Annotated in this window: 11 protein-coding genes and 4 pseudogenes; 13 read left to right on the forward strand and 2 right to left on the reverse strand. The window is 57.0% G+C overall.

Going from position 1 to position 16,431, the window contains the following annotated elements; translation table 11 throughout:
- Positions 1 to 28: 28 nt before the first annotated feature.
- The 10 genes and pseudogenes from C8024_RS08620 (at position 29) to C8024_RS08650 (ending at position 12,554) form a co-directional block, all read left to right on the forward strand.
- Complete coding sequence (locus C8024_RS08620; RefSeq protein WP_173204148.1) at positions 29 to 1,666, forward strand: tannase/feruloyl esterase family alpha/beta hydrolase; 1,638 nt, start codon at positions 29 to 31, stop codon at positions 1,664 to 1,666.
- Between the two features lie 1,361 nt (positions 1,667 to 3,027).
- Positions 3,028 to 4,404 carry a TonB-dependent receptor gene (locus tag C8024_RS21360; RefSeq protein WP_254305736.1) on the forward strand — a complete coding sequence of 459 codons (1,377 nt, stop codon included), beginning with the start codon at positions 3,028 to 3,030 and terminating at the stop codon, positions 4,402 to 4,404.
- A 23-nt stretch (positions 4,405 to 4,427) separates the two neighbouring features.
- A complete protein-coding gene (locus C8024_RS21365; RefSeq protein WP_254305737.1) occupies positions 4,428 to 5,267 on the forward strand; it encodes a TonB-dependent receptor in 840 nt (279 codons plus the stop codon).
- A 26-nt stretch (positions 5,268 to 5,293) separates the two neighbouring features.
- A pseudogene (locus C8024_RS21370) lies at positions 5,294 to 6,106 on the forward strand (carboxylesterase family protein); the annotation flags it as partial.
- 101 nt (positions 6,107 to 6,207) lie between these two features.
- Positions 6,208 to 6,930, forward strand: coding sequence for a carboxylesterase family protein (locus C8024_RS21375; protein ID WP_367947236.1), 723 nt, complete (start codon positions 6,208 to 6,210; stop codon positions 6,928 to 6,930).
- Positions 6,931 to 6,956: 26 nt separating this feature from the next.
- A pseudogene (locus C8024_RS08635) lies at positions 6,957 to 8,047 on the forward strand (AMP-binding protein); the annotation flags it as partial.
- A gap of 249 nt (positions 8,048 to 8,296) precedes the next feature.
- Complete coding sequence (locus C8024_RS21380) at positions 8,297 to 8,515, forward strand: hypothetical protein (protein ID WP_367947240.1); 219 nt, start codon at positions 8,297 to 8,299, stop codon at positions 8,513 to 8,515.
- A 38-nt stretch (positions 8,516 to 8,553) separates the two neighbouring features.
- On the forward strand, positions 8,554 to 9,237 hold the full coding sequence (locus C8024_RS08640; protein WP_173204150.1) for a TetR/AcrR family transcriptional regulator: 684 nt from the start codon (positions 8,554 to 8,556) through the stop codon (positions 9,235 to 9,237).
- Between the two features lie 356 nt (positions 9,238 to 9,593).
- A pseudogene (locus C8024_RS23210) lies at positions 9,594 to 11,213 on the forward strand (MFS transporter); the annotation flags it as partial.
- 141 nt (positions 11,214 to 11,354) lie between these two features.
- Positions 11,355 to 12,554, forward strand: a complete 1,200-nt coding sequence (locus C8024_RS08650; RefSeq protein ID WP_217272097.1) for a glycoside hydrolase family 1 protein — start codon at positions 11,355 to 11,357, stop codon at positions 12,552 to 12,554.
- A 12-nt stretch (positions 12,555 to 12,566) separates the two neighbouring features.
- On the opposite strand, the gene C8024_RS08655 is transcribed toward C8024_RS08650, so the two are convergent.
- The gene (locus C8024_RS08655) at positions 12,567 to 13,040 is read right to left on the reverse strand and encodes a hypothetical protein (RefSeq protein ID WP_173204152.1); all 474 of its coding nucleotides are present in this window, start codon (positions 13,038 to 13,040) and stop codon (positions 12,567 to 12,569) included.
- Positions 12,962 to 13,870, reverse strand: coding sequence for a hypothetical protein (locus tag C8024_RS08660; protein ID WP_173204154.1), 909 nt, complete (start codon positions 13,868 to 13,870; stop codon positions 12,962 to 12,964). The genes C8024_RS08655 and C8024_RS08660 overlap by 79 nt, the downstream gene beginning before the upstream one ends.
- 230 nt (positions 13,871 to 14,100) lie before the next feature.
- Between C8024_RS08660 and C8024_RS21400 the strand changes: the two are divergent.
- The 3 genes and pseudogenes from C8024_RS21400 to C8024_RS08680 all read left to right on the forward strand — a co-directional run bounded on the left by C8024_RS21400 (position 14,101) and on the right by C8024_RS08680 (position 16,342).
- Positions 14,101 to 14,951: pseudogene (locus C8024_RS21400) on the forward strand (carboxylesterase/lipase family protein).
- Positions 14,951 to 15,703, forward strand: a complete 753-nt coding sequence (locus C8024_RS08675) for a carboxylesterase family protein (RefSeq protein ID WP_173204160.1) — start codon at positions 14,951 to 14,953, stop codon at positions 15,701 to 15,703. The pseudogene C8024_RS21400 and the gene C8024_RS08675 overlap by 1 nt, the downstream one beginning before the upstream one ends.
- Positions 15,704 to 16,096: 393 nt before the next feature.
- Positions 16,097 to 16,342 carry a helix-turn-helix domain-containing protein gene (locus C8024_RS08680; protein WP_254305740.1) on the forward strand — a complete coding sequence of 82 codons (246 nt, stop codon included), beginning with the start codon at positions 16,097 to 16,099 and terminating at the stop codon, positions 16,340 to 16,342.
- Positions 16,343 to 16,431: the final 89 nt, after the last annotated feature.

Here is a 16,431-nt window from a genome sequence, read left to right on the forward strand (position 1 = left end):
AATAATGCCGGGAACATTGGAGAGGACCATGAAACGCAAGCATTGTTTCGCCATAGTCGCGGCGAGCTCTATTGCCTGGACAACGCCGGGTACGGCTTTGGCTCAAAGCACAGAACCGATTGAGGATGCGCAAGCCCGCTGCACTGCGCTCTCTCAACTGAATCTTGCCCACACTACCATCGAAAGCGCGATGCTCGTCCCCGCCAAGTCTGCCGAGACGACGATTACGGGCGAGCTCCCCGGATATCGCAGCTTTTGTCGCGTCGTCGCGCGCGTCCGGTCCGAACCCGGCTCCGACATCGGAGTGGAGCTTTGGTTGCCAACACAGGGCTGGACCGGGGTGTTCCATGGCAATGGCAGCGGCGGCTTTGGCGGCACTTTCGCGCTCGGCTATTCGGGCATGGCGGAAGGGCTACGCCGTGGCTTTGCTACGGCTACCACCGACGCGGGAACCGCACCCGCCTCGCCGCTGGAAGGCGACGCCCTGATCGGTCAGCCTCTCAAGTGGCGCGACTGGGGACGGCTCTCCACTCATGCCATGACAACGACCGGCAAGGCGATAACCAGGGTATTTTACGGCGAAGATGTGCAGAGATCCTATTATACCGGATGTTCGACGGGTGGGCAGATGGGTCTGGTCGAGGCGCTCTACTATCCGGACGATTACGATGGCATCCTCGTCGGCGCGCCGGTCATGAACCGCACTTGGGGCCATGCAACGGTCTTGTGGAACCATAGCGCAGCGAACGGCAAACCTGGCGGCCTGCTTTCGGATTCGAAGCTGGAGCTGCTCAACAAGGCTGCCATCGCCACTTGCTGGAAACAGGGCAGCGGACTTGCCGGTGACCGGTTTATCTCGGAGCCCATGAGTTGCAAGTTCGATCCGAAGGTTCTGCAATGCAAAGGCGCGGCGACCGACAGCTGCCTCACCAAAGGCGAAGTCGCAACCGCTCGCGCTTTCTATTCTGGTCCGACCGACCGCGACGGCAGACCGAACTTTTACGGCTGGCTTCCGGGTAGCGAGATGCCCGATACCTTTGGCTGGTCCTTTCTGCAGAAGCCGATTGCCGATCAGCCACCGTTCGGCGCCCTGTTCAAATGGGTGTTCGGTGCCGACTGGAATTGGAGAGACTTCAATTTTGATCGGGACATGCCGGTCGTTGATGCTCGTCTGGACCCGATCGTCAATGATGCGACGCGCGGAAGCCTTACTTCTTTTGCCAACCGCGGCGGCAAGCTGATCGTATTTCACGGCTATGCCGACACGCTCGTGCCGCCAGGCCAGTCGGTCGCCTTCTTCAACCGCCATGCCAAACAGATGGGAGGCGCGGCGAATCTCGCGGAAAGCGCGCGATTATTCATGGCGCCGGGCATGATGCATTGCGGGGGCGGTGCGGGCCCGGATTCTTTCAACGCCACGCTGGGTATTCCACAACGCCCCCCATCCGACGATCCGCAGCACGACCTGTTTTCTGCCCTTATTGCTTGGACAGACCACGGAGAAGCCCCCGATCGCGTCACCGCGACAAAATTCTCGAGTGAGGATGTCGGCAAGATCGATATGCAGCGCCCGCTTTGCCCCTATCCACAGCGGGCTGTCTATCGCGGTTTCGGATCGACGCTGGCGGCGAGCAGCTTCCGATGCGAGGCTCCGATCGAACCGTGAGGCGAGCATTGGAGCGTCGTCGCGGGCGAATAGCGATCGGGTGATTGAAGGGGACGACCAATGTTCACTCGCCGAGACTTCGCTCGCTTTGCTGCTGCTGGCACCGCCACCTCGTTCGCGGTGCCTTCGCTGGCCGTATCGGTCAGAACTGTGACGATCCGGCTGCTCACTTCAAGTTACGTGCTCAGAGAGCTGGCAGTCGCTATCTATCGGACGCGGGGTTACCACCGACAGAGAGCATAACTCGATCCGCTCCTTGTCCTCTTTCACGGTGGCAATGGCAGTGAGCAGGATCTCGTCTATTTCAAGTCGGTGATCGACGCAGAGATCCTTGCCGGTCGCCTTCCGCCACCACGCCCCCAATCGCCTCCTCGACCTGAGCATCTATCTCGAGGTCGGTACCAAGACATGCTATTCCTCTACCAAGGTGTTGATTTACTCCACAGAGTTTTGTGCGACGCGCGGCTTGCGCACGACTATCGTCTGGTGCACGGCGCCGAGCATATGGATAGATCCTCGGTACACCGTATGGCCGATGCGCTCGATTTCATCAGCCGCCAAATATTGCCGCCCCTATGGATCGAAGAAGGCGTTCTTGGTCTTCGGTCCATTATGGACTGGTAAAAGCGTATTGCCGGTGTTGAGGTTCAGCCAGTTGATTCGCGGCAATTGACAGTCGCGAATGCGACCTGCCCAAACCCTAATTAGCGACTTCGCAAGCTGAACCTCGCTCGACGGGCAAGAGAGCGGGGTGTAGTGCAGTTCTCGAGCTGTCGATCATCGTGATCGAACGCGAAGTCTGATCGCGCGAAGGTGTCATCGCTCCGGGCTGCCTTGTCGAACACCGCGATAATGGTCCGTAAATTGCGCATTTCAGCTGGGAACGGTCTTTCTGCTTCCCGTTCGGTTGTTGTCATTCGAGCAAATAAAATGGGAATTAGAAGTGGTGGGTCGCTACCTGACTTAACTGCCGACGTTCATATTCTAAGGGCAGAAAATTATTGATGCAATCCATAGCGCCACACATTCTCGCCGATCTTTTTGTTTCGCTGTAGCCCGTGATGCCTGCTTTGAAATCGTCTGTCTGGCACCCGTTTCACGGTGCGTAATCTTGGGATGTGGCAGGCAACTGCCTATAGGCATGTCATCCTTTTCTTCGCTAACTCGCTCAATTGAAACGCACAAACATTGCCAGAATTCGGAAACCTATGCCAAAAATAATATTCACACACGTGATAGTGAGTGTTGACATATTGCAATGGTATCGACATAAACCCTGCCCAAGTCATCGACAAAGAGCGTTGACGAGGAGGAGAGGTTCAAATGAAAGTTAAGTTTTTGCGTCCGCGTCTGCGGTCGCTTTGCTCGCGCAACCAGTTTCCGCTGCAGAACAGTCCAGCGTAACGTCACAGTCTACTGACAAGGCAGCGCAGGACGAGAAGCGCGGTGATAAAGAAATTATCGTTACCGCCACACGCCGCAGCGAGCGAATTCAGGATATTCCCATCAGTGTCACTGCCTATTCCCAGGAAGATTTGGATGATCTTGGCATCGTCGGCTTCGAAGGGGTTGCACAGAATACGCCGGGCATCGTTGTCAACAAGCCGACACAGAATTTCAACAATTTCACGAGCCGCGGAATCAATACCAACGGCTATAGCGCCGGGCTCCAGAGCGCGGTTGCCATCTATATTGACGAGCTGCCGATTTCGGCGAACGGCAACTCGACAATTCTGGATCCGAATCTGTACGACGTTGAGCGCGTTGAATTTTTGCGCGGACCGCAGGGCACATTGTTCGGTTCCAACTCGCTTGCCGGTGCGATGCGGATCATTACCCGCGCGCCCGACCTCGATGATTTCGAGGCTTCTGTCAGTGCCGACCTTGCCCTCACCGGATCCAGTTCGGTGCGTCAGCGCTATAATGCAATGATCAACATTCCGATCATGACCGACGAACTGGGTCTGCGAGCTACCGGATACTACCGCAACGAAGATGGTTGGGTCGACAACATCGGAACCGGCGTGAACGACTCCAATAGTCTGGAAGCCTATGGCGGGCGCGTCAGCTTGCTGATGCAACCCAGCGACCGCATGAAAGTCCGCTTGCTCGCCTCCTACGAAAACAGCAAGCCTGCGGATTCCGCCCTTACCAATCCGACACTTGGGAAATTTACACGCAGGTCCGACCGTCCCGACCTATTCCAAGGCGAACTCACCAACTTTAACGTGACGGTCAATCATGAATTCGATTTTGCAGAACTGATCAGTTCAACAACATTGTCTAATTATGATGCCTCCTTTTACGTCGACCTCGCGGGAACCTTCGGCCAACTGATCCCCTTCGCGCTTGACGCCTATGGATATGATGACCTGTTTGTTCAGGAAACCCGGCTGGTGTCGCGTACATCCGGTCCGATAGAGTGGGTGGCTGGCTTCTTCTACTATGACAAGCGGCGGACAGTCGATTTTGCTTATCGTTCGTCGCCGGAATTCCTGTCTGCAACCGGGCTTTCCGGGTTGCCCAACGAATATTACCAGCGTTTTGAGGCATATACTGACCAAACGGAAATAGCAGGGTTTGGCGAAGTCACCGCGCGCTTCAGTGACAGCTTCTGGATTACGGGCGGTTTACGCTACGGCAGCACGGAAGTGCAATCCTTTACCCGCGGCGGAGGCTATAATAGCGATTATCTGAACCGCGCATTTTTGGCCCATATTTTTCACCCCTCAACATAACAACAGTCGATTATGAAGAGGGATTGAAAGTTAAGGACGATCGCCTGTCCTACAAGGCCAGCGTTTCGTGGAAACCGAATTCGGACCTGACGAACTATGCAACGATATCAACCGGCTTTCGTACGCCGGTGGTCAACGCACGCGCCGGACTGGCCAGCGCCCTCGATCCCAATGATCTGATCATCCCGGACGGCGCAAGATCGGACAGCGTCACTAATTATGAGGTCGGTCTCAAAGGCCGCTGGCTAGGTGGTGACCTGGTCGCGAATATTGCAGCTTATTATATCGACTGGAAAAATATCCAGGTTCAGGCAAACCGCGTGTCAGATTCTATACAATTCGCGACCAACATCGGCGGCGCAGAAAGCTATGGCCTCGAATTCGAGTTTGTCGCGCGACCGATCCAGGGTTTGAGCCTTACGCTCAATGGCTCGTTTAACGAAGCCAAGGTAACCCAACTTACAGCACTAGAGGCAGCAATCTCCGGTGCTGAAGAGGGCACGCGACTTGCATCACCGCACTTCCAGGGCTCGGGTACAGCGCGCTACGACTTTTCGATCGGCGCTACCAATAGCGCCTTCGCCGCCGTCAATGTATCGCATGTCGGTTCGTTCCCGAACCAGTTTCCAAACGTGCCTGGCAATCCCGCGGCCCTGTCTCCTACTTACGACTTTACCGACGCATGGACCAATGTGAATCTCTATGCCGGGGCTAAGCTTGGGTCGATCGATCTAACCGCCTATGTCGAAAATGTCTTGAACGACAGCTCAATCACCTATGTTCACCCGGAAGCATTCCTTGATGGCCGCTATGCCAGGTTGCGGCCGCGCACGGTTGGCGTCCGCGCCAATTACCGCTTCTGATGGGGCAACGGAAAATGAAAGCTACGATGATCCGCCGCCTGCTGCCCCTTGCCCTTGCTGCGACAACCTTGTCCGCAGAACCCGCTGCCGCCACAACCGACCCAGTGGTCGATGCGCCGGCAGGCAAGGTGCAGGGAAACGAGGCCAAAGGCATCCGCACCTTCAAGGGCATTCCTTATGCCGCACCACCGGTTGGCAAGTTGCGCTGGACGCCACCCCAACCGGTGCCTGACTGGCAGGACGTGCGCGATAGCACGAAATTCGGTGCGGCGTGCATGCAACCAAAGCCGCGAGGCCCCAGCATCTATGCGTGGGACCTGCCAGCGATGAGCGAGGATTGCCTGTCGCTCAACATCTGGGCGCCAGATAATGCCACGCGAGCGCCGGTTTTCCTGTGGATTCATGGCGGTTCGCTGACCACTGGATCGGGCGGGGACCCGTTATATGACGGCAGCGCGCTCGCTGCACGAGGTATGATCGTCGTGTCGATCAACTATCGGCTAGGGGCACTCGGCTATCTCGCGCACCCGGGACTTAGCGCCGAATCACCGGAGGGTGTGTCGGGCAATTATGGACTGCTCGACCAGATCGCGGCACTTGAATGGGTGAAGCGAAATATTGGCGCATTCGGCGGTGACGCTGACAATGTAACAATCGCGGGCGAGTCTGCTGGCGCGCTCAGTGTCATGTATTTGATGACGGCGCCGCGTGCGCGCGGGCTGTTCGACAAGGCGATCGTGGAGAGCGCCTATATGGTTTCGGCGCCAGCGCTACGCGAAAAACGCAACGGCATGATAGCAGCCGAGCAGCAGGGCACCGACCTGGCGACCAAGCTTGGCGCCGCCGATCTTGTAGCGCTCCGCGCGATGTCCGCAGAAGAGATTGCCGACAAGGCCCCTGCGATCGGGTTTTTCCTTTCCCCGTCATCGATGGCACCACCGTGCCGCACCAACTGGTCGAGACTTTCGACCGCAACGAACAGGCGCCGGTTCCGATTCTGGCTGGCTTTAACGCTGGCGAAATCCGGTCTCTGCGTTTCCTGCTGCCCAAGACACCTGATAATGCTGACGCCTATGAAGCGGCAATCCGGGCCAATTACGGCGAGTTCGCGGACGCTTACCTGTCCCGTTACCCTGCCAAGAATATGGAGGAAAGCATGCTAGCCGCGACACGCGACGCGATGTACGGCTGGACATCCGAGCGGCTGGTATCGAACCAGGCAGCGCTCGACATTCCCGCGTATCTCTATCTTTTCGACCACGGCTATCCCGCGACCCAGGAATGGAAATTGCACGCCTTCCATGCTGCCGAACTGCCCTTCGTATTCGATACCGCCGGAAAGACGCCGCCACTGTGGCCGAAAATCCCGAATAAATTATCGGAGCGGAAGCTGACTGCCGCAATGGGGGATTATTGGGCAAGCTTCGCCAGAAACGGGGTACCAAGAGCCAAGAACCAGCCGGATTGGTTGCCCTATTCCCGGAACAAGGCCTTCATGCATTTTGGCGATGTGCCACGCTTGAGGCGCAATCTTTTCCCCGGAACAGCGGCGCTGCACGAAGCGGTCGTGTGCCGCCGCCGCGCAGCAGGCGATATCGCATGGAACTGGAACATCGGCATAATCTCGCCGCCTCTTCCACCGAAAGTCGAGGAGTGCCAATGATCGACGGTTCAATGCAAGACTATGCAATGACTCTCGACAAGTTTCTTTCCCACGCAGCAAAATGGCATCCCTTGGGTGAGGTGGTGTCTGCTGCGGCGGACGGAACGGTCGAGCGCATCGGCTACGCTGCGCTATATGATCGCGCCCGGACAGTATCAGGTGCCTTGCACGCGCTTGGTGTGCGTCGCGGCGACCGGGTTGCGACCCTGGCTTGGAACACACAGGGACATTTTGAAAGCTGGTATGGCATCATCGGTATGGGTGCCGTGTGTCATACACTCAATCCTCGCCTGACCGCCGTGCAGCTCGGCTCTATGCTGGTGCAGTCGGAAGCCAGCGTCCTGCTGGCCAGCCCCGACCTCCTGACCCTGGCCCAAGCGGCCACAGCTCATGCTGATTCTGTGCGGCATATATTGCTGCTTGATGAGCGCGCTTTAGCGATTCGAAAAGATGAGCTCCCTGTTGCTGCAGGAACACTTGAGGACGCAATGGCAACTGCGTCTTCCGATATAGGATGGGGGCAATTCGATGAACTTAGCCCGTCGGGGCTCTGTTTCACCTCGGGAACCACAGGCGTACCCAAGGGTGTTACCTATACCCATCGCGGTTGTTATCTGCATACTTTGCGCCAGCTCAGCGCCGACGTCATGGGTGTTCGCGCGCATGATGCGGTGCTGGCGGTCGTACCGATGTTCCATGCCAATGCTTGGGGACTACCGTTCACGGCTCCAGCAGTCGGTGCCACGCTGGTGTTGCCTGGGCGAAACAGCGATGGTGCGCATATCGCGGCGCTGATCCGCTCGGAAGACGTCACATTGGGCGTCGGCGTGCCGACAGTCTGGCTGGGTCTGGTTGAGCATCTCGAGCGTGAAGGGGGAGAGCTTCCATCGCTCGAACGGATTCTTGTGGGGGGGCGTCCATGCCACCGGCGTTGATGAAGCGGATTGAGCAACGACTGGGTGTCGAGGTCCAGACAAGCTGGGGCATGACTGAATTGTCGCCGCTCGGGACCGCTGCAGTTCCCGGTGACGATGGTCGACAGCCGGGTCTTTCGGGACGACCGGCAATAGGCGTAGACCTTCTGCTAACCGACAACGAGGGGAGGGCGATTGACGACCAGCGCGGAGTCGAGGGATATTTGCGCGTGCGCGGACCAAGCGTCGTCGAGCGCTATTTCGGCCACGAGACCTCCGCTACCGATTCTGACGGCTGGTTCGATACCGGAGACCTTGCACGGATCGGCGTCGACGGAAATCTGACGATCACAGGCCGGGCAAAGGATCTGATAAAATCCGGGGGTGAATGGATCAATCCTTCTGAAATCGAAACTCTGGTTGGCGCGCTGCCGCAGGTATCGCTTGCCGCAGTGATAGGTCGAACGGATCCCAAATGGGGTGAGCGACCGGTTCTGCTGGTTGAAACATGCGACGGCTCGATCAGCGACGAGGAGCTGCTTGCACCATTGCACGACAGCGTTCCGTCCTGGTGGCTCCCCGATACAATTATAAGGGTGGACGTGATGCCGCTCGCGGCTACCGGAAAGATCGACAAAATACAATTGCGGGCGGATTACGGACACGTGTAGAGTGATTTCGGTCGTGACGGCAAATATTTGCAAAGGAAATGAGTTTGGCATCAATAGCAAAAACTAGTGTGAAGAAGGTTTCCAAGGCAGAGCAACGCGCCGAGATGATGGATCAGATCCTCGATGTAGCCGAACTCCTTTTTTCGAAGCACGGCTTTTATGGCGTGACACTGAAGGACGTAGCGAAGCAGGTTGGCGTCCACCACACTTTGCTAAACTATTATTTCGACGACAAGCAAACGCTGTTCGACGCCGTGTTTGCTCGGCGTGCAGTTGTAACAATCGAGAAACGAATAAAGGCGCTTGATGATTATGACCGCGCTGCCGGCGAAAACCCGACAGTTGAAGGTGCCCTCCACGCCTTTCTCGATACCGACCTTGATCTTTATATTGAGGGTGGGGAGGGTTGGAAGAATTATGGCGCATTCGGTGCACAAGCATCGAATAGTCCCGATGGCGCGGAATATATGGATAAATATTTCGACCCGGTTGTGTTGCGCCTGATCGATATTTTGAAGAAAGCCCTGCCGGACGCCGCTGAAGAAGATATTTTCTGGGGGTATCATTTCGTGACTGGGGCGCTGATGCTGACACTGGCACGAACGGGCCGTATCGACAAATTGTCGCACGGCCTTTGCCAGTCGGAAGATTATTCTGCGGTCAAGGAACGGATGGCTCGATTCATGGCAGCGGGCTTCAAGGAAATTTGCGAGCAGCGTTAACGGGCTGGCAGCTGAGACTAGAAACAAGGTCAGCTCCAATCTCAAGATGAATTTTTATTCACTCACTCGTGAGTTACGGAAAGTGCAAGATATATGATGAAGGTATATTGGAAGGGACGGTCGACCAGCTTGATGCGGGCGTGGCCTGACACATGTGGTTTCGAAGGGCATCGCGATGCTCCCGCAGCAAACCGCAAAATGATGAACATCGAACAAGTTAATCCGGCGATCACTGCCGGACATTGAAATTCCCCGGCAGTAGCGAGCAGGCCGAAGTCTGCCGCCTCTGCCGGTATAAATGGGAGAAGGAATATGGCTACCAACAAGGAAGCTTTGCCGGATGGCGTCGGCAAAAACAGAATGAGAAACTTGTTGTCACCGCTTCGTCGCTGGGGACGGTGTTCGAATGGTATGACTTTTACCTCTACGGCCTGCTTGCCAGCGTCATTTCGGCGAAGTTTTTTCGGGTGTCAACGAAACTACCGGCTTCATCCTGGCTCTGATGGCCTTTGCTGCGGGCTTTGCGGTACGGCCGTTTGGCGCGCTGGTATTCGGGCGGGTCGGCGATATCGTAGGGCGCAAGAAAACCTTTCTCGTAACCATGGCGATCATGGGTCTGTCGACCTTCGCAGTCGGCTTACTGCCAAGCTATGACCAAATCGGCATTGCGGCACCGATTATCCTGATGGCGCTGCGATTGTTGCAGGGCCTTGCGATCGGTGGCGAATATGGCGGTGCTGCGGTCTATATCGCCGAACATGCACCGAACGGGAAACGCGGTTTTACACCGGCTTCATCCAGACAACAGCGATGCTGGGTCTTATTCTGGCCTCCATGTTCGTGGTCGGGTTGCGGACAAGCTTGGATGCCGATGACTTCCTGTCCTGGGGTTGGCGCCTGCCGTTTCTTTTCTCGATCGTCCTGCTGCTGGTCGCGCTCTGGATCCGCCTTCAGCTCAACGAAAGCCCGGTATTCCAGCGGATGAAAGCGCATGGCGCAACATCCAAAGCACCGCTCAGGGAAGCTTTTGGCAAATGGAAAAACCTGAAGATCGTTCTGATCGCGCTTTTCGGGGCGGTTGCGGGACAAGCGGTCATCGGCTTCTCGGGCCACCTCTACCCGCTTTTCTTTCTTGAGAAAATCGCCAAGGTCGATGGTGCTACCGCGAACTTCCTAGTCGCCACTGCGCTCACCATCACTATTCCTCTCTATGTTTTCTGGGGCTGGCTCAGCGACAAAATTGGCCGCAAACCGATCATGATGACCGCATGTGTTATTGCCGTTTTGCCTATTTCCCGCTTTACAGTGCGCTGGTCAACGCCGCGAACCCGGCAATGGCGGCTGCTATCGAACGCGCACCCGTTAGCATCGTGGCCCATGGCTCCGAATGTTCGTTTCAGTTCGATCCTATCGGTAGCAACACCTTCGACACAACAAGTTGTGACATCGCAAAATCCTATCTCGCGAAGAGCGGGGTAAATTATGAAAATATCGATGCGCCGATCGGCAGCATAGCGGCGATCCGGATTGGCGATCGGAATATCGTTGCTCCTGATCCTGCGCATGTCTCAGGCGACAGCAAGAATAGCGCCGTTGCCGCTTTCGGAACTGATGTGCAGCGGGCGTTGGTAGCAGCAGGCTATCCCACCGTCGCTGATCCGGACCAGATTAACCGGTTCAGAGTGATCGTGATCCTCTGCATGCTCGGAACGTTGGGAACGATGGTTTACGGGCCGCTGGCAGCATTGCTGGTCGAACTGTTTCCCGCACGTATCCGCTATTCGTCCCTGTCTCTGCCCTATCATATCGGGAACGGCTGGATCGGGGGCTTCATGCCGACGGTTGCCTTCGCGATGGTTGCGGCGACCGGCAGCATCTATCAGGGCCTGTGGTACGCTATTGTCATCGCCGGCATTACCGCAGTGGTCGGAATATTGTTTCTCCCGGAAACCTATAAACGCGACATTGAAGCGTAGAAAGGAACCAGCGATGGCGGGTCAGGGCTTCGAGATCGGGCGGCGCGAGTTGATGCAGGTGGCGGCAGGCACAGCGGCCGCTCCGGCGCTTCTGGCAAATACGACATCGGTGACCGCACGTCGCCCTGCACCGGCTGATTTTTGTGGGGTGCCGCAATCTCTGCCCATCAAAGCGAGGGCAACAATGTCAATAGCGATGCCTGGCTGGCGGAAAATCTTGAGCCGACCTTGTTCAAGGACCGTTCCGGTGATGCGTGCGATAGCTATCATCGCTATGATGAAGACTTCGCACTTGCCCAGCAATTGGGTTTGAACTGCTACCGCCTGGGCGTCGAATGGGCGCGGATCGAACCCAGCGAAGGCTGTTTTTCCAATGCGGCGCTTGATCATTACAAGCGCGTACTCGAATCATGCCGCGCTCGCGGGCTGCGGCCGATGGTGACCTTGAATCATTTCACCACCCCGCTCTGGTTTGCTGCCCGTGGCGGCTTTGAGGTGGAAGATGCGCCACAGTTATTTACCCGCTTCTGCCGCACCGTCGCCGAAAGGCTGGGCGGGCTGATGCATCTTGTGACCACGTTCAACGAAGCCAATATCGGATTGCTGGTGGCGCTATACCCACAGTCGGCTGAAGCCCGAAAGCAGATCCGCGCGGTCAACCGGGCTGCGGTTCGCGCCACCGGTTCGCCGCGCTTTTCGCGCCTGGCCTATTCCGATCCGGCAATTTCGACTCCTATCCTGCAGCAGGCGCATCGACTGGCCTATGACGAAATCAAGTCGGTAAGACCGGATCTTCCGGTTGGGATAACGTTGACAACCCAAGAGATTCAGTCCGCAGGATCACCTTCTCTGGTCGCGTATTATGAGCGGAAACTCTATGGCGACTGGGTCGATGTGGCCCGTAGCCACTCGGATTTCTTCGGGGTACAGTGCTATACCCGCATGGTTTTCGACGAGAAGGGCATGGTCGCGCCGCCGCCGGACGCCGAATTGACGATGTCGGGCTATGAATTTTACCCCCAGGCGCTGGCGAATACGATACGCTGGGCGCACCGCAATATTGGCAAGCCGATTTATGTGACCGAAAGTGGCATAGCGGTGAACGATGACGAGCGCCGGATTGCCTTTATCGACCAGGCGCTCGACTGCGTCCGGGCCTGTATCGACGAAGGAATCGCTGTTCGCAGCTATCTCTACTGGTCCCTGCTCGATAATTTCGAATGGACATCGGGCTATGGCCACACTTTTGGACTGGCAGCCGTTGACCGAGAGACGTTCAAACGGACGCCCCGGCCAAGCGCCTATCATTTCGGTGCACTGGCTCGCGCGAACCGGCTGTAACAACACAAACCTTCAGGCTTTGCCAGCTTCCAGCAGAAGGTTGCGAAATGCCTCGGTCGTGTCGGCAACGCTCGACGCATCTATGCATCGCTCGTCATCGTCAGCGACATGATGGAAGCGGTGCACGCCGAACACGCCTGTCACCGAGGGGTAGCCCGCGGCAATGATCGCGGTTAACTCGCCCGCCGATAATTTGTCGCTCGGATAGGGTCCTTCGAGACCCGCCAGTCCCTTGAACAGGCGCCGTGCCGGGTCGAGCAGTGGCGGGCTGACAACCAGATAGCGCTGAGAATCCGTGCCCGGCAGCGGTGACAGGCCAAACAGCCCCTCGTGCCAGTCGCGTGCGGCAAGATTGGCTCCGAGATGTAACCAGAAGTGGGTCTCTTCGGGCTTGGGCGCTGTCGCCTTCAGCGATTCCTCGGCCCCCAGATTTTCATATTCATGGCCGCTGTTGCAAAGGAAGGCGATATCGTGATCGGGCAGCATCCTGGGTATGTTGCGCGCAAGGTCGAGCCATGCGGCAATGCCGCCGCCGCGTTCTGCCGCGCAACCGTACCAGCCGGAACGCGGTGTCGAGACGACGATCCATTTCCCTTTTTCCGATCCATCCGGCCGATCACGTTGAAAGCCGGTCGCTGGCCGGCCTGTCCCGTCAGCGTCACGGTTGCCCTGTCATGTGTCGTCGCAGCGCTCAGAAATTCAGCAGCATCGGCCGGCGCAAGCAGGCCCACGGGTCCGGCAAACATAGGTGCGCGACCATCGGCATTGAGTGCGATCACCTTGCCGGTGGGACCGTTGGTGACAATGACTACGGCCCTTGCACCGCCGGCAAAGGCCGCATCGCCGGGCCCGCGCACGGATTTCGAAAAGGCCGAAGACCAACGGCCATAGGGTAGATCAACCAGTGCAATTGCCCCGCCGAGCTGCGCATCCGCCCTACCCGCGCCATCGACGCGAACCAGCGGCCCCGACACGCCGCTGGCAGGCGTCGGAATGACAATTGGTTGCGGCCAGAGCGGTGCGCGCGCACCGTTGATGACGATTTCGCAATTTTCTGGATCAAAATATGGCACTGAAAGCACGGGTTTCTCGACCACGAACCCGGCCTCCTCAAGCTCGCCGGCAAGCCAGTGGCCGGAGGCTGTATCGCCCTCGCTGCCCGACTGCTTGCTCCCAAATCCGATATATCTGGCGAGATCGTCTGCAACGGAATTGGGCTGAGTGGTGCCTGTGGCCTGTGCCGCTGTTGGTAATGCGGCAGTCAGGGAAAGGCTGCTCGCGCCCACCAGCACCTCGCGTCTTGTCGGTCCGTTCATATCATCATCTCCCGGTTGTGCTGCCGCTTGTTTCCTTGCCGACATTATGGCGATCGTGAAGGAAGCGCACTTGATATTCACTAGCGAGTGAGTGTAGAGTTGGCACCGGACAATGGCAAGCATTGCGGCAGTGACAGGAGAGGAATGGAATGAGCAAAATCGCTCTTCGGATCATAGCATGTATCGGAATCTTCGCGACTGCCATAAGTGGCTCGCAATCTTCAGCGAAAATGCCAGATCGGCCTGAAGTCCAGATCCCCCAGGGGCGGCTCACCGGAACAATCAAAGACGATATCCGCATATTCAAGGGCATAGCCTATGCATTGCCGCCGGTTGGCCACCGGCGCTGGCAGCCACCCGCTCCGCCTGCAAAATGGCAGGGCACATTTGATGCAAACGCATTCGGAGCCAGTTGTATCCAACCTCCCTACCCCGCCAGCAGCGTCTATTTCGAGGAACTGGCAGCGACCAGTGAAGATTGCCTGACACTCAACATCTGGTCGCCGAAAACGCAAATGGCGCGCCCGTGGTCGTCTGGATCCACGGTGGCGCGCTGCAACGCGGATCAAGCGCCAGCTCGATGTATGACGGAAGTGAATATGCGAAGAGAGGAATCGTTTTCGTTTCGGTCAACTATCGGCTCGGGGTCTTCGGCTGGCTGGCACACCCTAGGCTCAGTGCTGAATCGCCGGATGGCATTTCCGGCAATTATGGCTTGCTTGACCAGATTGCAGCGCTGACGTGGGTGAAAGACAATATCGGCGCATTTGGCGGCGATGCACAGAATGTCACGGTGATGGGCGAATCGGCCGGTGCGCTGAGTGTCACCTATCTGCTCGCGAGCCCCCTCGCACGAGGTCTTTTCGCGAAAGCGATCATTCAGAGTGCGAATATCCGCGCAGTACCGCGATTGCGTGATCCTGCGTTCGGAATGCCCGCCGCGGAGACTATCGGCGTGATGCTTGGTAAGGATATCACTGCTCTGCGGAAGCTGGATGCCGGTGTGCTGATGAGAAAGACCTGGCTAGCCCGCTTCCCAGCACAAGGCACGGTCGATGGCAGGATATTACCCGCCAGGTAGTGGATATCTTCGACCGCGGCGAGCAAGCGAAGGTCCCGATCCTGGCGGGGCTCAATAGCGGAGAAATCCGCTCACAACGTTCCCTCATTCCGGAGGCCCCGAGACAGCCGGCTGCCTATGAGGCCGAAATCAAGCGCCGCTATGGGAAGCTTTCGCCTGCCTATTTGAAACTCTATCCTGCCTCGGATATCGCAGAAAGCCAGCTCGCTGCGACGCGCGACTCGGTATATGGCTGGGCAATCGAGCGGTTGATCAGGCATCAAGCCGCTGCCGGACAGCCCGCCTATTCATTTGTCTTTGATCATTGCTATGCAGCGGCCCGTGCGCGCAGGCTGTGCAATTTTCACGCTGGTGAGATACCGTTCACTTTCGGCCATATCAGCAGCGATGCGCGATTGCCGCCCAACTGGCCGGTACCCGTTGATGCGGCCGACGACGCCCTAGCGACGGTGATCATCGACTATTGGACGAGTTTCGCGGCTACTGGTGTTCCTTCGGCCGCTGCCGGTCCCTTGTGGCCGGCATTTGACAATGGCCAAGCCCGTATGCGCTTCGCGGCCACGCCAGTAGTGGAACATGGTCGAGCGGCGGCGATGTTTGAACTCCATGAGCAGGTCGTGACACAGCGGCGATGCTATGACGAGCAGTGGTTTATAAACATGGCTCCAATAAAACCCTGTCCACAGGACTGTAGTCTGTACATTGATGGGTGCTGTCAAAGCAAAGTGGCTGATCAGTCCAGGCGCTGCTAAATGGCATGGATGAGCAAGCCCGATACCGGCCGGCTTCGTGAACCGAATTCAACTCATTCAAAAAGAGCAAGTTTTTCGAAACTAAGATAAAGTCTGGAGCGGGCGAGGGAATGCGAACTCTCGATCCCGACCGTGCCAACAGGAACTCAATATCTCCCGGAAGCATATATTGGGTTTGTTTTCTATAGCGTTAAATTGGAGAGCGCAGCGAATAATTGTCATGTGGAACATCAACAGATGTTCGAGCGATAAGAGGATCGGTGGCGGACCGACCTTTCCTCCCCCATTGGACCCACCGGTCCGTCACCACTCGCTTGAAGCCGGAGATCACTGTCGATGCCACCTAGTTCGGGACACACATCATCGGAAGCAAATTTGCCGGAGCCGATCAGCATGCGTGTGAACGATGCCTGCCGCTTTACCGGAATCAGCCGCAGCACGCTTTATCTGCTCATCGCCAGCGGGGATATTGAGATCATCAAGCTTGGCGCATCGACGCTGGTCGTGACCGAAAGCCTGAGGCGCTTCATTAATGAAAACGGCGATGCGCTTCCTGACATATCAGGTCAAACAAACGGCATCGTAGTTGAGAAAACTGTAGGAAAATCTGGACAAGATTGGGCGATTTGCGCACAATAATATCACGCCGGTTTAGGCCATAGGCAGATGCGTGTGGGAACAGGTGTGGTAACGCAGCCTTGGGCTTGGAAATCTGCAAGTCATTATCA

This window comes from Sphingopyxis sp. BSNA05 (assembly GCF_013265645.1).
In the GTDB taxonomy this organism is placed as follows: domain Bacteria; phylum Pseudomonadota; class Alphaproteobacteria; order Sphingomonadales; family Sphingomonadaceae; genus Parasphingorhabdus.